The sequence below is a fragment of the Bacillus sp. LQ16 genome, from assembly GCF_057784645.1.
On record NZ_CM173491.1, the window covers coordinates 2,841,381 to 2,859,468 of the forward strand.

Genomic DNA, 18,088 nt, shown 5'->3' on the forward strand with positions numbered 1-18,088 from the left:
CTATGACAGCCTGCCCTTCAACAACTTGTTTTGCTTACCTGTAAAAATAAAAAAACTTCTCAAATGAGAAGTTTTCATATAGCATGATTATTATTTTCCCGCCAAACTTTTCTAAACTTTATATAACAGGCAATTCTCCAAGGAAAAATATACGATACTGCAACAACATAAAATAATAAACCTATTGTTTGCTGATCTAAGTCAACAATATATTTTCTTGAACCGTATCTCAAAACGACAATTGCAATAAAAGTAATTAAAAAAGCTGCACTTTTTTTCGTATAAATATTCCCATCATCTCTTCGTTCATAATTTGTTAATACTATAAGCGGCACAGCAAAAAGTACACCAATGAATACCGCTATAATTACTTGCAATATAGCTGGATGTACGGGACCTAAAAACCATACAATACCTGGTGTTAAAAATAGTAATGGCCATAAAATACGTTTTCCCGATCCCTTTATTGGCTTATGCATGGAGCGATAACGACGCCAAAATATTAGTAGTGCAATGCATAAAAAGACGGTTATTAGTGAGGACGTGTCTCCCATATATTTTCCTTCTCCCTAAAAGAATAATCTATCACTATTTTAAACTGTTCGTTCAAATGATACTTTACGAATAAATATACTACTAGTTATGATATAAAGAATTGTTAATCCAATTGAAATAACAATAAAATAAGGGATATCTCTTAAAATGTCTCTCTTTCTAAAAATTCGAAGTTTCAACTCTTGTTCTCAAATTCTTTTCATTTATACCATTTTGACAAAAGTTAAATTGTTGTCCCTTTATTGACTTTGTACGATCTACTATTTGCCCTAAATGATAACTTGTATGCTCAACCAATTGTAATAGACTTTGAAGATCAATATGCGTTTTTCTTCCCAGACCTGTATATATGCTTTGCCCCACTCATCAAATATTTCTTCAACAGTTTTTAACAAAGCTTCAGAGCTTATTTGTTTCACTGAAAAATATTCTTCAATTCCATTTTCAAAAACTATATTTGGATCCTTATAACGCCTTGTATTTCTCTGTAAATGTTCACAAATATGTAGTACGATTCCATCAATTGAATTAACAGAGGTCTCTTGTTTCAACAAATCTGCTTCACTAACGGGCCTAATTGCCTGTACTAACTTAGGTAAATAATGATCCTGCATTCTATGATAAGAAATTTTGTATACTAACTCCATCTTCTCCCCTCCATTATTTCAACTGGTTCACTGGATATTTAGCAAATAAAGATTTCCGAAAATTTTTATCTTCCACAAGCATTTTAATTTTTTCTTCATTGCTGTTAAAGAACTTTATAACTTTATTTTTATCCCATATATCTTTTTCTTTTGGAAAATCATCGAATATCCTATGCAAAATTGATAACATTTCTTCCCTCGTTATCTTAAAGTTTTTATTCTCTACCTGAAACTCATAACTTTTTGCATTAGGCACTAAAATCACTAAATATATAGCATTAAAGAAAAAATTCTTCTTCATCGTATCCTTCTCATCAAACCAATACGTCTCAATCATTTCTTCTGTAAGAGCCCCACTTTCTTTTGTGCCATAGTTCACTTTTATATTTTCATTTTCTAAACTTATACTTTGAACTGTTCCACCACCGGGTAAATGATTAACAATTGCAACCACATCTGAATTATTACCAACGTATGTCCCAGTATATTTCTTAAAATCATCTGACCTAACATCATATATATCTTTTATTCTTTCTCCATTAGAACAAGCCGTAATGAATAAAAAAATTGTTAGCATAACGATCATGTTATGATGCATATATTTCATTTAGCATCCCCCATTTTTATCGGTATTTCGTTAATTACAATATTTATTTTCAAATCCCTTTTTAAATATACGCATTTTAATCAAAATTAAAAATTTTCATTTTTTATGTTTACAATTATCCATTAATTGTATATACTTACTAACGTAAGAAAAAAATTCTAAAAGGAGGTCGAAGGAAATGATGAAATTACAATTACATGCATTAACTTTAGCGTTAACTGCACCTGTGTTTTCTGGACAATTAAATATGAATTCGACCACCCTAATGGAGAATTGAAAATCGTACTTTATTTCATTTAATTCATAAATTCGCCACAGGAGGTCGTATACTTTCCTGTGGCTTTTTCACGCCCAGCCATAGGAGAACTGTATCTTCCTGTGGTTTTTTTGCGCGATTTTTTAGTCTCTTACATTATTTTTCTAAGAAAGGAGCAACATTCAATGACTATTAGCGTATTGTTTTTAAGTATTACGATTCAAAGAAATACAATTTCTAAAGATGAAATTCTTCATAATGAGCAAATTGAAAAAGCTATGAATGATGTTAAGGAGCGCCAAGCACTTTACTGTGATCACCTGTAATTCCTTTTCGAAAGGAGGAATTCATTTATGACTTTTCATATTTTCTTTTTTACGACTGTGCTTCAAAAAAATACTTTATCTGAAACTGAAATCAATTGTAAACAACAGTTAAAACAACTGACTGATAAAATAACTGACATTAAAAGTTCATACTACACTCAAATGTATTAAAAATATATTTTAAAGGGGTAATATATTCATGAAATTTAAAGCATTCTTTTTAACAATCACCATTCAAAAACGTAAGCTTTCACAAAAAGAGATTTTACGTGAGCAACACATCCAAAGCATTATGGACGAAGTAAAAGAGCGCCAATCTTCTTATTACACTCGTCTTTTCTAAATCACTTATAAAGGGGTCATAAGTCTAATGAAATTTAAAGCATTCTTTTTAACTATCACTATTCAAAAACGTAAACTTTCACAGAAAGAGATTTTACGTGAGCAACACATTCAAAACATTATGGACGAAGTAAAAGAGCGCCAATCTTCTTATTACACTCGTCTTTTCTAAATCACTTATAAAGGGGTCATTATCCAATGAAATTTAAAGTATTCTTTTTAACCATTACCATTCAAAAAAATACATTTTCCAAGTCTGAAATGTTTCATGAGCGACAAATTAATCAGGCTATGGATCATGTAAAAGAAAGACAAAGTCATTACTGTAGTCATCTGTAATTTCTTATTACACTCGTTTTTTCTAAATCACTTATAAAGGGGCAATTATCTAATGAAATTTAAAGTATTCTTTTTAACCATTACCATTCAAAAAAATAAATTTTCTGAGTCTGAAATGTTTCATGAACGACAAATTAATCAGGCTATAGATCATGTAAAAGAAAGACAAAGTCATTACTGTAGTCATCTGTAATTCCAATTCGAAAGGAGGAATTCACATATGAAGTTTCACCTTTTCTTTTTAACGATTACAATTCAAAAAGAAACAATATCTCAAAATGAATTAAAACAAGAAAGACAATATAAACAAGTTATTGATGAAATTCGAGATCGTAGAAGCAAATACTACACTCACCTTTAATCGTTTAACTATATAGAATTGAAAGGAGTCGATTATGATGTTGATAGCACGCTGTAAGGAAATGATTTGGATAGTTCAGAGGGATTCCACATAGTTTTATAGAGCTTATATCACACAAGTTTATCACTGAATTTGATGTATAAAAAATATATAATAAAATCAAATCAACCCGCTTTTAATTATTTATTTATAAACAAAAGATACACCACTTAAAAAGCGGTGTATCTTTCTCAGGTTTCACTATTTCCGATTACTTCTCTTTGTCTTAAACAATCTCACTAAGTTCGAAACAACAGTTTTTGTTACTGCATAAACTGGTACTGCTAAAATCATTCCGATGATTCCAGCAAAGTTACCTACCCCTAAAATTAGGATAATAATTGTTAATGGGTGAATGTTTAATTTCGAGCTCATAATACGCGGTGAAATAATATTACTTTCAAACTGTTGTACAATTGTTACGATAATAATTACGTATAAGGCTTGCATCGGAGAAACGAACAGTCCTACAATAACAGCTGGTGCTGCCCCAATAAATGGCCCTAAGTTAGGAATGATGTTTGTAAATGCTGCAATAATTCCTAAAACGAAAGCGTACGGTAAATCGATAATTAAATAACCGATAAAAGTAAACGCACCTACAAATATACAAACGAGCGCTTGCCCTTGAATATATGCAGATAATGTTTCGTTCGTTTCCTTAATGATACGAAGCCCCTCTTCACGGTAAGACTCAGGTAATAAACTTACCGCTTTTCCTGGAAAGGCATGTCCATCTTTAAACATGTAAAATAAAATGAACGGTACTGTAAATACAACTAATGCAACGTTCGTGATAATACCAAATAAAGCCGTTGCACTCGACGTAATTGTATTTGGTATATCTTTTAAGTATTCAATCGCATTTTTTTCAATTGTTTCAATGGAAACGTAGTTTTGTGTAGATAACCATTCAAACAACCTATGATGTGATAATTCTTGTATGTATACTTTCCCCTCTTTTATGTAGCTTGGCATATTTTTTACTAAGTCCATTAGCTGTTGTGAAATCGTAGGAACAACTACTCCAACGCCAACCGCAGTTAATGTTATGATAAAAAGATATAACAGTAATATCGCTAAATTTCTAGGTACTTTTTTATTCTCCAAAAAGATTAATACAGGATTAAATATGAAGTATAAAAAAAGCGCGATTAAGATTGGGAAAAACAATGTTGATATGAAGATACCAATCGGTTGAAATAAAAATGATATTTTTGTGCAAATAAATATGATTCCTACAACCATTAGCACTTCTAATGTCCAAAAGTGCACTTTTGATTTCAAAAAAACGGCCTCCTTTAAACTAGCACTTCTCTTCATTGTACCAAAATAAGCATGAATTTCACATAATATTTTCGTTTACAATATTCCAAAATACCGATAAATACACTACAATGAGATTACATACAAATTTGCAGGTAAAGGTGATAAAAATGACACAATGCATCATTTGCAGAAAAGATACGAAAGAACTTAGTGAACAATATGTCATTCCAGAAATATTATGTGGATATTATTTCACAAACTCAATTTGTGATACTTGTCATGAACAAATGACAACAAATATTGATCGTCCTTTAATTAGGCATAAATTGAGTCAATTTAAGATTGAACAAATGAAAAGACAAATTGATTCCCCACTCTATACGAATGAGCACGGTGAGGAACTTGCGGCTGCTGAGACTGATGTTGCCGAAGTAAGCGACGAGATTCTTTATTCTAATGCATTAATTATGAAACTATGTAAAAAGCACGATATTTCCTTACATAATGAAATTTGGAAAGAGGAACGTGTAACGAAAGTAGCGAGTTCTATTCAACGTGAATTACTATTAGATAACCGTAAATATAAAATGAGTGTATTAAAAATGGCTTATACATTCGCTGTACAAGCAGTTGATGGCTACTTTGAAGATCAAGATGCAATTGATATTTCTACCATTCTCTCAAATGCAGATTTCGTGGAACTAAAAGAAAAAAGCATTGTACGTGATTTAAGCAAAAGTTCTTTATGGAATACGCTAAATACAAGTAGTGAAAATCATTACTTTATTTTACTTAGCGATAAAGACGGCCTGTTTTGCTTCATTCGTTTGTTTGACATCTTTGATGTTGTCGTTCATTTATCAGAAAAAAGATTTGACCTTCCATCGCCGATTGTCGGTGTAAATAATGTGAATACGCAGAAATTTTATGTCCAAAGTTTAAAACAGTATATGGATGGGCTGTTTAAAGAAAAAGCACCTACTATATAACAGGAACCAGAACATACGGTCTCCTTTCTTGATGAAAAGACACTGTGTTATAATGAGTATGAAAAGAACAATACAATCACATAAACCAATTATAAATTGTATATAAATAAAAAAGACTAGTGTGCGGCTACACACTAGTCCACGTAACTTAGCAGATTGGATTGTTCATTTATCCTATTTGTTTCTTACAAACAAAACAACCCACATTCTATAAGCATAGGTGGGTTGTTATTTTTTGAGCTTGTCTATTAAAACGACGACGAACGTTAACAATGCAACGAGAAACAGTCCACCTTGCAGTAGCAACGCTATTTCACTCACGTATTATCACCCCCCTCCTACTCGGAGAAGTGATAATTGAACAACCAACCGCACCTTAAGTTACCCTTTAATTTTACCATATTTTCTAATAATTTACGATGAAAACCCGCAAGCGAATAACTTGCGGGTTTTTTATCCCGTATTAACAGGCAGTGAACAAAATAAAGCAATAAATATGTGAAACTTTATTTCTCACTATTTTTTTAATGCATATGCATCAGCAATCATTTCACCAACAATTTTATTTTCTTCTTTCTTCTCGTCTTTCAATAATGGGAATAACAATTCTGCGACCTCATACGCTTCTTCTAAATGCGGATATCCTGATAAAACAAACGTATCAATTCCTAACGATTCATATTCTTTTATCCTTTCTGCTACTGTATGTGGATTGCCTACAAGTGCAGTACCTGCCCCACCTCTTACAAGTCCGATTCCAGCCCATAAATTAGGGCTTATCTCTAACGACTCTCTCGTACCTTTATTTAAATGTGTCATCCTCTTTTGACCAACCGAATCATATCTTGCAAATGTCTTTTGAGCAAGCTCAATTGTTTCATTATCCACATATTGAATTAAACGTTCTGCCTCTTCCCACGCTTCTTCTTCTGTTTCTCTTACAATTACGTGTAATCTAATGCCAAATCGTACTGTACGCCCCTTCTCTTCTGCAAGTTTTCTTACTTCTTCAATTTTCTCTTTCACTTGCTCTGGTGGCTCTCCCCACGTTAAATATACATCACTATGTTCAGCTGCTACTTCTTTTCCAGCAGCTGATGATCCTCCGAAATATATAGGAGGATATGGTGTTTGAACTGGCGGGAATACAACTTTACTATCTGTAACTTGAATATGTTTTCCTTCTAAAGAGATCGTTTCACCTTGCAATGTCGATTTCCAAACCTTTAAAAATTCATCCGCTGCTTCATATCTTTCATCATGCTCAAGATATAATCCATCTCCTTGTAGTTCAACTGGATCTCCTCCAGCTACTACATTAATAAGTAGTCTCCCATCTGAAATTCTATCAAATGTAGATGCCATCCTCGCTGCAACTGTAGGTGACATTAGTCCTGGTCTCACTGCTACTAAAAATTTTAGTTTTTCTGTTTCAGCAGCAAGAGCTGAAGCTAACACCCAAGGGTCTTCACATCCTTGACCAGTTGGAAGTAAAACACCCGTATATCCTAAATAATCAGCTGCCGCAGCAACTTGCTTATAATAACCATATTCAGCTGCTCTTCCTCGTTTTGTCGTTCCTAAATATCGACCATCTCCATAAGCCGGAATAAACCATAATAATTCCATACCTTTACACACCCCTTATTTATTTTGAAACGTATACTAACAAATTCTATATAAATTACCCCTAATAATTTATATGTTAATTCCCAGTCTCACCTTTAAAATTATCTCGCCATCTTAAAAACTTCACTTCTAGTAAACGTACTAGAGAGTCAGAAAACTTCCCAACAAATGCAAAGATAATTATGCCGACAAATACGATATCTGTATTTGAAAATTGCCTTGCATCCATAATCATATAACCAATACCTTCTGTAGATCCCATAAGTTCTGCTACTACTAAACTCACCCATGCAACACCTAACGATAACCTTGCTCCTAGTAAAAGGTTAGGCAATGCAGATGGTAAAATTAGTTTCGTAATTAGTTTTCTTTTGCTAAACTCTAACACTCTCGCAACATCAAATAACTTTGAATCCACACCTCTAATACCTAAAAATGCGTTTACGTATAAAGGAAAAAATGCACCATCTGCAATTAATAACACTTTCGATGTTTCACCAAAACCGAACCATAATACGAAAAGCGGCGCAACAGCTAAATGAGGTACAGTTCTTAATATTTGCACAGATGGGTCTAAATATTGCTCACTTCTCGTTGAAAATCCAACAATTGTTCCTAAAATGATTCCTAAGCCCCCACCAATAAAGAAACCAGCCGCAGCCCTGAATACACTAATACTTAAATGGCCGAATAACTCTCCTGTTTTAATAAGCTCTTGGAAAGCTAGAAAAATATCTAATGGTGTTGGTAAAACTGTTTTAGAAACAAGACCGAATACGCCAGCCAACTGCCAAATTATTAATATAATAACCGGTATAGTAATCGCCCTTACTAAAACTTTTACATTTAACTTTCGTACCTTCTTTATGCCATTTTTCTTAATCGTTATACTCGCTGGTTTCATAACAGCTTTCGTATTTTCCACTTTACAAAACCTCTTTTCACTTCGCTTTCAATGCTTTTTCTACGAAAGAATTATCTACAACTTTTCCCGTCTTAATTTCTTTCTTTATAGAACCGATCTTATATTGAAAATCCGCTGTCTTTTGTTGTTCTGCTATTATTTCCTTCGTTACCGGAACTAAAATTGGTTTGTCGTGATTAAACACTTCTTTTACAATCTCCGCATCTATCTTTTTTACAGAAGTGTACACTTTTATTGCTTCATCTAAGTTAGCCTCTTGCCATACACGTGCTTTCTCATAAACTTTGAGGAATTTCTCAACTAATTCTGGATGTTCTTTCGCAAATTTTGTCCTCGTAATTAAAAATTCTGGTGAAGAGACATTTAATGTTTCACCGTCTGCAATCACCTTCGCACCTTTATTTAACGTATGTAATGATATGAAAGGGTCCCAAATCGCCCATGCATCTACTGATCCTGATTCGAATGCAGGCTGCGCTTCATCTGGTTGTAATTGAATGACATTTACATCTTTTGCATCAATACCTTCTTTATCAAGCGCTCGATATAATAAATTAAAGGCACTACTTCCTTTTGCTACTGCAATTTTTTTACCTTTTAAATCTTTTACACTCGCAATCTTGCTATCTTTTTGAACGAGAATTCCAGTTCCTTTTCTCGCATAACTTGTATTGGCGATTTCGGTAAATCCAATACCTGCTGCTTGCGCTGAAATGACTGGAGAATTCCCTACTTCACCAAAGTCTAACCGGTTTGATGCGATTGCTTCAAAATAAGGAGGTCCACTTTGGAACTCTGTCCATTTCACTTTAACTCCTTCTTTTTTAAACTCCTCTTCAAACCATCCCTTTTTCTTTGCTAGTAATAGTGGGCTTAATCCTTGCTGTATACCAATTTGTATTGTTACATCTTCTTTCTTACTACTTACTGTACTTTTTTCACATCCTAATAAAAATACTGATATAGCTAAAGCAAAAGAAAGAATTTTAAATTTTTTATACATATAAAATCACCCTTTTCCTATATACTTGTTTGAATCAACCCTCCATATTCAAACTGCTGTAATACTTTCGTTCGAAGTTGTTGGAACGATTGAGAAGTTTTATTTCGCGGATAAGGCAAATTATTTTCAATCACTTTATGTATTTTCCCTGGTTTTGCACTCATAATGATAATTCGGTTTGAAAGATATATCGCTTCGTCTATATCATGTGTAACGAATATCATTGTTGTTTTCTTCTGCTCCCAAATATTCAGCAATACTTCTTGTAAATGACTTCGAGTAAAAGCATCCAGCGCTCCAAAAGGTTCATCAAGTAATAATACATTCGGATTTCTTAATAACGCTCTCGCTATCGCAACACGTTGTGACATCCCGCCTGAAATTTCTTTCGGATACGATTTTTCAAAGCCATCTAACCGAACGATTTCAACCCATTCTCTCACCTTATCTTTCACATACTTATCTTTTAACGACAAATCTGCCGCTATATTTTCTTCAACTGTTAACCATGGAAAAAGCCTATGCTCTTGAAAAATAAAACCTTGTTTCTTGCTCGTTTTTAAGATAGGCTCCCCGTCAATAATAACTTCACCTTCAAAATCATTATCTAGACCTGCAACAATTTTTAGTAATGTACTTTTTCCGCACCCACTCGGACCAATTACTGTAACAAAATCCCCTTTCTCTAATTGAAAATTAATATTCTCTAGCACTTGAACCGTACCAGTTTGTTTCAAAAAATATTTTGATACCCCATCAATTGAAACAGTCATTTCTTTCCCTCCTTAAAATGATTCATATAAATGAACAGATTCAGTATTTGTGCAATAAAAAAACCAAAGGCATTTTATCTGTTGATAAAATGCCTTTGGTTTCTCCAATCAGCAATACGTTATGGAATTAAGTACATATTATACAAATATTTCCGATAAGTCAACTAGGTTTTATTAAAACATACATATGATTTGTTTGAACATTTTACTTTTGTTTATTTAAACGATATCGTTTACTTACTATTTTTTCTGATCTTTAATCCACTGTAACCAATAAGAAAACTCACACGCTAAATGCATTTGATGGGATTTAATTAGACTATTAGGACAAAGGGCTGGGAACTCAACAACTAGACTTACTTCTATCCCTGTATCAGTATCTTTAAATTGATGTCGAACTCCACCAATAGTAGTACCATCTTTCATACGTGCAACACCTGTTGATTGGTATTGATAAGATTTATCTCTTGGTGTTTTCAATCCAGTTTCGTCACCAAAAACAATGAAAAATTGAACTGGAAACGGAGAATTACCAGTAGTTTCGATAACCTCTAATTCATTTTCCCCAAAGGGCCTTAGTACATAGTGATCAGGACAAGCAGATAAATTCACTTTGTTATTTTCACGTGATTGTTCAAGCATCAAACTATCAATTCCATGTATGGCTTCTTCTGCTGTAATCCCGTCTAAATAAATACTAGTTTTTGAAAATTTTCGTCTATCGCCAGATAAAAGAGTACAGATACGCATACCTATTGCACTTAATCTAAGTTTTGATTTCAACTTTTCGTACATTTCATTGTATGTATATCGCAACTTTATTTCCGTTAGCTGTTTTATCATGACGTCTGTATCATTTATTTCAGGCTCTTTATGTCCTAATATATATAATACTTTTTTTACCCGTTCTCTTTTCCATTTTATAAGTTGCTCTTGTGAGATATTATTTCCATCGATAATAATTTTCATAAACTTTCTCCTTCCTTTTGATTGTATCGTAGTGTAGTTAATACTAAATTAACCATTTCTTGTTTTGTATCTAGATTCAACTTTACTTCTGAATGAGCAATACTGCTAAGACCGTATAGAATAAACCCAGAAGCTAATAATGAGTTATCAGTATAAAAAACCCCTATGTTTACTCCCTCTTCAATTACTTGTCTAATTAACGGTTGCATACGTGCGAATAATTTCTTTTCCAGTTGAAAATGTTGTTCCGTCTGAAACGAACTCACATTTTTATAGGGTGCTAACTTTTCAATAAATGTCCAAAATATATCTAGTGAATCTTTCATCTTTTGTATGACAGACCGTTCATTTGAAATAAGTATTTCTTCAATTAACTCCATATTTTTCACAATAAAGTCATTTAAAACTTCATCAACAAAATTCTCTTTAGACTTGAAGTAATAATAAAATAAACCCGTTGCTACACCTGCATGATTCACAACATCTTTTATGCCAAATCCTTTCATACCATTTTTCATATATAGTTCAAAACCAATATCCATTAACTCTTGGCGTCTTACATCTGGTTCTTTTGATATTCTTTTCATAGGTCATCTCCTACTTTATTTTCCCTGCGACTGAATCTGATTCAATCATAAACGACTGAACTTGATTCAGTCAATATTATTTCATAAATTTTAAATCCATTTAATAACTAAGCAACAAAATTTCTACCAAAAAAAAGTAATCTCAAGAAATATGCTACTAACCTTAGATTTATCAAAAAAGTTAGACCATATAACTTGAGACTACTCATTTCCATTCAAAATATTTATGTAATTAAATTTTAGTTCTTCTGCACCCTGGCTGTCTCCAAAACTATTTGTGGAAGCTCTTTTTGAATGATTTCTTTCAGTCCATAAAGAGCTTTCTTCACATAACCACCTTCGAAATTCCCTAATGATTCTGGTAATTCATCCTCATCTAATATGAAGTATTCTCCATTAGGAAGTACCATAATATCGATGATTAAATCTTCGAAGGAAACCACTTCGTCTTTTATTTGTGTATTTTTTACGATATTAAAATAGGAACCTAAATACTTCCCTTTTATATCTCTCCATACGTATAAATTGTACGGACGATCTTTCCAATAATATGCGATTGTATAACTTCCTTTTGGGATTGTTAACTTAGTATCTTTTGCAGTCATTGTAAATGAATACTGCACCTCGTGAAATAAAACGATACTTTGTGATTGCTTTTCAAGTAATAAACAATTGTGATCTACTATTGTTGAGTTATACCGGATTTTTCTTTCTAAAATTTCACTTTTCGATGTAAGTAACTTATTCATTATTTTGTTTCCCCTTATACTAGTTCTATCCTCAATTATATCCACTTATCTAACGATAAAGAAGTATATAGTTTTTTATATAATGATTTATACAAGTACACAAGAAAAACTCCTTCTTATTTAGAAAGAGTTTTTCACTATCCATGTTTCATATTTTTTCACTTCTAACGGAAGCTTATTTGTTTTTATGTAACTAACAGCACTATTACTCATGTTTTAACTTTTCCTTAACCGCATCATAAAATTTTCGTTCTTCATCAACATTTAAGTGCACACGACTTACTGTTTTAGAAAATCCATATAACAACTGTGCTTTCACTGGCTCTTTTAATGTTATTTCAAAAGTAGCAGGTTCTTTTATGAACTCCATAACAGTTGCATCCAATACCTGTTTCCCTTCTTTTGCCGTTAGCAATTCATCACCCTTGTAGAACGCAATATTATCAATTTGTGTAAATGGTATAACAATTTTCTTTCCTAATCCAATTTGAATGATTACTTGTTCTTCTGTTACGTTAAGTGGATTTTTACGCATCGCTTGTATTTCAGCTATAAAATAAATCATCGCGTATACATTTAAAATAAGTAAAATCCATGCTATTACTGGATTCCACTGGTGTAGCAAATAATGAAAACCAATACTTTCTATTAAGGTCGCATGGATGATCATGATATATACACCTATTGCACCAGTCTTTTTGTGATATGAGTATACGTATTCACCTTCTGGTACTTTTTCACGCCACGATAAAAATGCATAATAGATTAACTTACACTCCGTTACAATGATATCTATTAATTTATTTCTTTTCATAGTAGCGTCAAACGCAGCATCAATTGCATAAGAAAATGAAGAGTACTCACTTTTATATTCTTTATATTTTTTTATTATGGTAGGAAGCTTTCTAACAATTTTATATAGAAGGAATAACTCTAAACATACAAAAGCAATTTCTCCTGCAATTATAATATAAGAAACGTATGAAAAATCTTGTAAATAGTCACTTGGAATAATAAATCTTGCAAAAATATAACCAGCTATTACAACAGGAACTATATACGTTAACGAGTACCTTTTTCGAATAATGAAGAAATACGTGATGATTGGAATGACAAACATGCAATCTAATAATGACCCAAGTACAACTTCTTTCGGCGCAGCTGGTACTATTGGAAGAGCATACAATAAATAGTTTGATAGCATAATTAAAGAGACGAGTCCAATCCAAATACCTTTTCGCCTTCGCGATAGTGTAACATTCATACGTTCACTCCTTTATTTAAAAACCTCATTTAAGTGGTCTTTATAAAATGAAATGGCACGTTCAAATTCTTTTACTTCCTCTACTTTCACGACAGTTTCAAGTAATAATTTCATCGCTGACTCGTGATCGTTTACGTTATATTTTGCTAATGATAAAAATACTTTCATCGGATCGTTCTCTGGGAATTTTTTCACCCCAGCTTCTAATACTGTAATTGCCTTTTCATATTCCCCTATACAACGATATGTACTTCCTAGACCAATATAAGCACCGCAAAGGGATTCGCCATCAAGTCCATTTGCGATTGCCTGCTCATAATACGGAACTGCTTCTGTTTCTAGCCCCATTACATCATGTATCCACGCACACTGATACAGTACTTCTGCATCCTTTGTAAAGTTTGTTAATCCTATAAGCATCTCTTTAGACTGCGCATATTTCTTTTCGTTTCTAAGTTTAATAGCTTGCTTTAATAAATGTTCCATAGAATCCACTCCTCACCAATTATTCTGTGTATAGCTCTTGATTGATATACGCTTCACATTCGTGTAAAAGTAAAATTCCCACCAATTAAAGTTTCGCTTACTTATTACTATGCGGATTCATTCTTATCTAAAAACTTAATTTTAAAAAGCAGTGACACGATTACATAATACTTCTAAGCTTTTGACAATTTCTTTCGCCGTTTCATCTTTTCCATTACACAACTTCCCTTTACCATCCTGTCCAATTACATAATGTACAGCTCCACGCGAATATAAAGAATGTGGTGAATTCGCAATCATTACATTCGCCCTTGCTTCTTTCATTCTATTTTTCGCTCTTGCAAACAGTTCTTCTTCATTTAAATCACTTTCAAGTTTAAAACCAACAAGTACTGTTTCTGGGTCCCATTCTTTTATTTGTTTTAATACTTTTGGAGCCTTTTGAAAGTGAATAATCGGTGCTATATCACTTGAAATTTTTCCGTCCATATTAAGAACATTACCATCTTGATCACAAATTTTCTCCACAATCCAATCTGATCCAGCCGCTGCCATAATAACCGCATCAACCTTTTCATGTGTGACGATACTTTTCATTTTATCTTGTAAATCAACAATTCCTTCAAATGGATGTAATTCTAACCCTCTATGTACATCGCTCGGTTTCTCCGCAAAATAACCGTGCAAATATATAACATGTGCCCCTTTAGCTATAAGTTCTTCTGCGATTATCCTTCCGATTGTACCTTTAGCCATATTCGTATGCCCGCGTACTTGATCCCATTTTTCTAGACAACCACCGCTCGTAATTAATACCTTTTTCCCCTTCATTGTAACCATCCCTTACTAATTTTTCTTACGAAACCATTCTGTTCCAAAGTCAACTATATCACGCTGTTTCATTAGACGACACGTTGCATTCCCTATCTTCCCGTTTTTTACAGTTCCTTTTCGCTCAAACTCCACACCAATTTCTACAAACTTCTCAGATTCGTAATCCATTTCAACAAACTCTTTCCACACTCTTTCACCGTTTTCTATAATAGGTGCTCCTACTTGTATTAACTCACATGCACCAGTACGCACCTCGGATAAATGAACAGACGTATTTGAATCATATCCAACACCAATCAATAATACGTACCCGTCTAAATCGTATATTTTTCTTAATGGAGATTCTTCTCCAAAGCTCATTGATAATGAATGGTTCATTGTTATTTCTACTGCATGTTTTCCCCATGCAGCAAAACTTCCTAACGGATGATTACTACGTACTACATTCGGATATGTACGAAAACATTCAACTATTTCACCCATTCCCCTTGTTGGGGTTATACGTGAATCAAATGCAGGGACGTTATCTCGGATAATTTGCCACCAGTCTTCCGGTACAGGTGGTCTTGACCAATGTTTCGGATCAGACAAATCCGAAGATTGCGTTGGCATTATTATCGTTCCTTCTTCCGTAACAACTTTCATTAATGCTTCTACTACAGCAACCGCACCACCAGATGTCCATCCGATAGAACTTAGTGATGAATGAACGATAATTGTCATTCCTTTTTCGATTCCTAATGCTTTTAAATCTTTTGTTATTGTTTCGATTGTATTTGGAAATTGTGTGCTTGCTACTATTTCATTCATTTTCATATTGGTTCCCTCACTAGCCACGTAAATTTAAACTTTTATATAAATATATTATCATATTTTTCTTAATTTTTAACTTAATCATATTCATTACTACAAAAATATGTATATGGGTGTACTGAAGCCTCAAAACTCTATTAAAATCGTAGATAATGATGAGCGAGAGTTTTTTCAAATGAAGAAAAATGTAAATCTTATTTTTTCAAGCTATACTCCATATGCATATTTTTATACTATTTTTCCAAATAACAATGAAATCTTTCGATTCCCGTATATTTTTCTCCTAAACTTTTAACTTGAAAACCAATTCTTTTATAAAATTCTACCGCCCCATCATCTGTCTCTGCTTCTATATAAGTCAATTGATATATCCTTACCACTTCTTTAATCATTTGCAGTGCAATTCCTTTTTGACGATAATCTGAATCCACTGCTATATGGCATACTCGTGCTTTAGTTGCTCCGATTACTTCAATACCTATACAAGCTTTTTCTTCATATTTGTACAAAGTCCCTTTATTCATTTGGTAAAATAATACTGCCTTCTTTAAGCTTATTTCATTTGGACCGACGGCATATTGTAGCACATTTAATATTGAATCTTTTTCAATTTGTTCAACACGCTGTAAATTCATATTTTCATCCCTTTCTATGAAAAAAGACTAGCTCTTAATAAAAAGAGCTAATCTCATTACGCCGTTATTTTTTCTTCTTTTTTTACAACGACAGCCACATAACTATGAAGTACCATTCCAATAATAACGAGACTCATACCAATCCAAGATAATGATGACGGAATTGGTGCAGATAACCAGATCAGCTCTCCTACTAGCGCAAATAAAACTTCACCAGACTGCGTCGCTTCCACTGTTGCTAGTTTTTGTGGATCATCTTTCACAAGATCTGTTGCAAAGAAAAATAATATTGTCGCGATTAACCCAGAACTAACTGCTACAATAAAACATTGAAAAACTTGGTTACTTGACGGTAATCCGCCAGTTGATACTTCGTAACCAGATAATAAAAACCAAAATGGTAAACTTGCTAATGTCATACCGAGTACTCGCTGAAATACATCTAATTCCCCTTTACAAACTTGCATCATTTTTCGATTTCCAAGAGGATACGCAAATGCTGCAATAAGTACAGGAACTACACATAAAACGGTTTCACGAATACCTAATGAAGAAGCATGTTCTACTTGCATGAGAACAACACCGAATAAAATAATGCCCGACATAACTAATTCCTTCATCGGAAGTTTTTTATGTAGTGGATCCACCGCAAAAAATGGTGTTAACAAAATCCCTGCAACGATTGTAATTTGCCATGTTGATGCAACGAGCCAACCTGGTCCGAACGCTCCAGCAAAACTAAGCGGTGCATAAAAGAGACCAAATCCAACGATACTCCATACTAACCATTCTTTCGGATTGTTTTTCATATATTGAAAGAGTTGCTTTAAGTTCCCTCTATACATAACAATAAGTAATAGCATTGGAACCATAAAATAATACCGTAATGATGCACTCCAAATCCAGCTTCCACCTTCTAAGTCCATTGCCCGGTTTAAAACAAAGGTAAAGGCAAAGAAAAATGATGCCAGTATCCCTATAACAATTGCTTTCATTGTAAAACCCCTTGTATTTAATTTTTAATCTTTATAACATATATTTTAGTATACGCGATGAAAAATCTACATTCAAACTTACATTTCACTTTCCATTCACTTGCAATGAAAAAGATAATAATACATTCATTTATTATACTTAATATAAAAACATTAAACAGAAATAATTTTAAAAATAAGTTACTTCTATGGATGTAATAACACTGAAAATATACAGAGCCTCTATACAATCTATTTTATTTGTACTTTCTTTCGGAGTTGTTTTCCTTCTAATAAGTGTTTTATCTTTAATGGAAGAATTTGATTTACTAGGAATTATTTCAATATTTTTCTCCTTATGGCTACTAAAGTATGCCCTAACCTTATGGAAAACACGTGCAAACGATATAGGTTCCTATTGGGATGATGAAGGAATTGTAGTAGATTTGCATGGGAATAAAGTGTATTGGTATGAAATCAAGGATATTACATACCAAAATTTTCAAGGGTCAAAATCCACCTTAATCTCGACCCATTATACTCACCATGAAAATATACGAATCCGCCATAAAAGATGGCTACCAACTATTGCACATTCAATTTACTGGTTTTCTATTGAAAAACCAAAAGATTATCATAAAAATTTAATGATAGCTTGGGAAGAAAAGCAAACAAATAAAAATAAACGCCTCCTTTAATTATTATTTAGGAGCGTTT

At 32.9% G+C, this 18,088-nt stretch carries 26 protein-coding genes and 2 pseudogenes; 9 read left to right on the top strand and 19 right to left on the bottom strand.

The features are described 5' to 3' along the window. Positions 1-74 precede the first annotated feature (74 nt). The 4 genes and pseudogenes from AC3EMB_RS14280 to AC3EMB_RS14295 form a co-directional block, all read right to left on the bottom strand. Positions 75-554: a CcdC family protein gene (locus tag AC3EMB_RS14280; RefSeq protein WP_089171274.1), complete on the bottom strand. Its 480-nt coding sequence runs from the start codon at positions 552-554 to the stop codon at positions 75-77. A 39-nt stretch (positions 555-593) separates the two neighbouring features. Next, positions 594-701: pseudogene (locus tag AC3EMB_RS14285) on the bottom strand (DUF4052 family protein); the annotation flags it as partial. A 13-nt stretch (positions 702-714) separates the two neighbouring features. Then, positions 715-1,202 (bottom strand): annotated as a pseudogene (locus AC3EMB_RS14290) (hypothetical protein). Positions 1,203-1,215: 13 nt separating this feature from the next. Next, positions 1,216-1,809, bottom strand: coding sequence for a DUF4825 domain-containing protein (locus tag AC3EMB_RS14295; protein ID WP_423099305.1), 594 nt, complete (start codon positions 1,807-1,809; stop codon positions 1,216-1,218). Positions 1,810-2,250: 441 nt separating this feature from the next. Here AC3EMB_RS14295 and AC3EMB_RS14300 point away from each other — a divergent pair, with 441 nt between their 5' ends. The 7 genes from AC3EMB_RS14300 to AC3EMB_RS14330 are packed head-to-tail and all read left to right on the top strand — an operon-like array spanning position 2,251 to position 3,433. Further along, complete coding sequence (locus tag AC3EMB_RS14300) at positions 2,251-2,391, top strand: YrzI family small protein (RefSeq protein ID WP_000156193.1); 141 nt, start codon at positions 2,251-2,253, stop codon at positions 2,389-2,391. 27 nt (positions 2,392-2,418) lie between these two features. Continuing rightward, entirely contained in the window at positions 2,419-2,562 is a 144-nt protein-coding gene (locus AC3EMB_RS14305; protein WP_095690687.1) for a YrzI family small protein, read from the top strand. Between the two features lie 28 nt (positions 2,563-2,590). Continuing rightward, positions 2,591-2,734 carry a YrzI family small protein gene (locus AC3EMB_RS14310; RefSeq protein ID WP_000668965.1) on the top strand — a complete coding sequence of 48 codons (144 nt, stop codon included), beginning with the start codon at positions 2,591-2,593 and terminating at the stop codon, positions 2,732-2,734. 27 nt (positions 2,735-2,761) lie between these two features. Beyond that, positions 2,762-2,905, top strand: coding sequence for a YrzI family small protein (locus AC3EMB_RS14315; RefSeq protein ID WP_000668963.1), 144 nt, complete (start codon positions 2,762-2,764; stop codon positions 2,903-2,905). 26 nt (positions 2,906-2,931) lie between these two features. Beyond that, on the top strand, positions 2,932-3,072 hold the full coding sequence (locus AC3EMB_RS14320) for a YrzI family small protein (RefSeq protein ID WP_000669810.1): 141 nt from the start codon (positions 2,932-2,934) through the stop codon (positions 3,070-3,072). A 52-nt stretch (positions 3,073-3,124) separates the two neighbouring features. After that, a complete protein-coding gene (locus tag AC3EMB_RS14325) occupies positions 3,125-3,265 on the top strand; it encodes a YrzI family small protein (protein WP_000669802.1) in 141 nt (46 codons plus the stop codon). A gap of 27 nt (positions 3,266-3,292) precedes the next feature. Further along, positions 3,293-3,433, top strand: a complete 141-nt coding sequence (locus AC3EMB_RS14330) for a YrzI family small protein (protein ID WP_000668497.1) — start codon at positions 3,293-3,295, stop codon at positions 3,431-3,433. A 240-nt stretch (positions 3,434-3,673) separates the two neighbouring features. Here the strand turns inward: AC3EMB_RS14330 and AC3EMB_RS14335 are convergent, their stop codons facing one another. After that, positions 3,674-4,759, bottom strand: a complete 1,086-nt coding sequence (locus tag AC3EMB_RS14335) for an AI-2E family transporter (protein ID WP_000837894.1) — start codon at positions 4,757-4,759, stop codon at positions 3,674-3,676. Between the two features lie 149 nt (positions 4,760-4,908). Between AC3EMB_RS14335 and AC3EMB_RS14340 the strand changes: the two genes are divergently transcribed. After that, complete coding sequence (locus AC3EMB_RS14340; RefSeq protein WP_366987982.1) at positions 4,909-5,730, top strand: HNH endonuclease; 822 nt, start codon at positions 4,909-4,911, stop codon at positions 5,728-5,730. A gap of 228 nt (positions 5,731-5,958) precedes the next feature. Here the strand turns inward: AC3EMB_RS14340 and AC3EMB_RS14345 are convergent, their stop codons facing one another. From AC3EMB_RS14345 to AC3EMB_RS14410, 14 genes are all read right to left on the bottom strand, one after another. Continuing rightward, on the bottom strand, positions 5,959-6,051 hold the full coding sequence (locus AC3EMB_RS14345; protein WP_001289320.1) for a putative holin-like toxin: 93 nt from the start codon (positions 6,049-6,051) through the stop codon (positions 5,959-5,961). A 195-nt stretch (positions 6,052-6,246) separates the two neighbouring features. After that, the gene (gene ssuD, locus AC3EMB_RS14350; RefSeq protein ID WP_043938042.1) at positions 6,247-7,359 is read right to left on the bottom strand and encodes an FMNH2-dependent alkanesulfonate monooxygenase; all 1,113 of its coding nucleotides are present in this window, start codon (positions 7,357-7,359) and stop codon (positions 6,247-6,249) included. Between the two features lie 76 nt (positions 7,360-7,435). Beyond that, entirely contained in the window at positions 7,436-8,284 is an 849-nt protein-coding gene (locus AC3EMB_RS14355) for an ABC transporter permease (RefSeq protein ID WP_488517079.1), read from the bottom strand. Positions 8,285-8,300: 16 nt separating this feature from the next. After that, on the bottom strand, positions 8,301-9,287 hold the full coding sequence (locus AC3EMB_RS14360) for an aliphatic sulfonate ABC transporter substrate-binding protein (protein ID WP_078401537.1): 987 nt from the start codon (positions 9,285-9,287) through the stop codon (positions 8,301-8,303). 17 nt (positions 9,288-9,304) lie between these two features. Then, positions 9,305-10,060: an ABC transporter ATP-binding protein gene (locus tag AC3EMB_RS14365; RefSeq protein ID WP_340783543.1), complete on the bottom strand. Its 756-nt coding sequence runs from the start codon at positions 10,058-10,060 to the stop codon at positions 9,305-9,307. A gap of 240 nt (positions 10,061-10,300) precedes the next feature. Then, a complete protein-coding gene (locus AC3EMB_RS14370) occupies positions 10,301-11,029 on the bottom strand; it encodes a hypothetical protein (RefSeq protein ID WP_095690683.1) in 729 nt (242 codons plus the stop codon). Then, positions 11,026-11,616: a TetR/AcrR family transcriptional regulator gene (locus AC3EMB_RS14375; RefSeq protein WP_144465286.1), complete on the bottom strand. Its 591-nt coding sequence runs from the start codon at positions 11,614-11,616 to the stop codon at positions 11,026-11,028. The genes AC3EMB_RS14370 and AC3EMB_RS14375 overlap by 4 nt, the downstream gene beginning before the upstream one ends. A 239-nt stretch (positions 11,617-11,855) precedes the next feature. Beyond that, a complete protein-coding gene (locus AC3EMB_RS14380; RefSeq protein WP_168410557.1) occupies positions 11,856-12,365 on the bottom strand; it encodes a DUF402 domain-containing protein in 510 nt (169 codons plus the stop codon). Positions 12,366-12,570: 205 nt separating this feature from the next. Then, positions 12,571-13,629, bottom strand: a complete 1,059-nt coding sequence (locus tag AC3EMB_RS14385) for a hypothetical protein (protein WP_097821870.1) — start codon at positions 13,627-13,629, stop codon at positions 12,571-12,573. A gap of 12 nt (positions 13,630-13,641) precedes the next feature. Next, positions 13,642-14,115 (bottom strand): tetratricopeptide repeat protein, encoded by a 474-nt coding sequence (locus AC3EMB_RS14390; protein ID WP_000400637.1) that lies wholly within the window; start codon positions 14,113-14,115, stop codon positions 13,642-13,644. 141 nt (positions 14,116-14,256) lie between these two features. Beyond that, a complete protein-coding gene (locus tag AC3EMB_RS14395) occupies positions 14,257-14,946 on the bottom strand; it encodes a phosphopantothenoylcysteine decarboxylase domain-containing protein (protein WP_098127898.1) in 690 nt (229 codons plus the stop codon). Between the two features lie 15 nt (positions 14,947-14,961). After that, on the bottom strand, positions 14,962-15,765 hold the full coding sequence (locus AC3EMB_RS14400) for an AAC(3) family N-acetyltransferase (RefSeq protein WP_095690678.1): 804 nt from the start codon (positions 15,763-15,765) through the stop codon (positions 14,962-14,964). A gap of 230 nt (positions 15,766-15,995) precedes the next feature. Next, complete coding sequence (locus AC3EMB_RS14405; RefSeq protein WP_088024654.1) at positions 15,996-16,397, bottom strand: GNAT family N-acetyltransferase; 402 nt, start codon at positions 16,395-16,397, stop codon at positions 15,996-15,998. Between the two features lie 56 nt (positions 16,398-16,453). After that, on the bottom strand, positions 16,454-17,392 hold the full coding sequence (locus AC3EMB_RS14410) for a DMT family transporter (protein ID WP_053564173.1): 939 nt from the start codon (positions 17,390-17,392) through the stop codon (positions 16,454-16,456). 290 nt (positions 17,393-17,682) lie between these two features. On the opposite strand from AC3EMB_RS14410, the gene AC3EMB_RS14415 reads away from it, so the two are divergent. After that, the gene (locus tag AC3EMB_RS14415) at positions 17,683-18,069 is read left to right on the top strand and encodes a hypothetical protein (RefSeq protein ID WP_000390805.1); all 387 of its coding nucleotides are present in this window, start codon (positions 17,683-17,685) and stop codon (positions 18,067-18,069) included. The last annotated feature ends 19 nt before the right edge of the window (positions 18,070-18,088 follow it).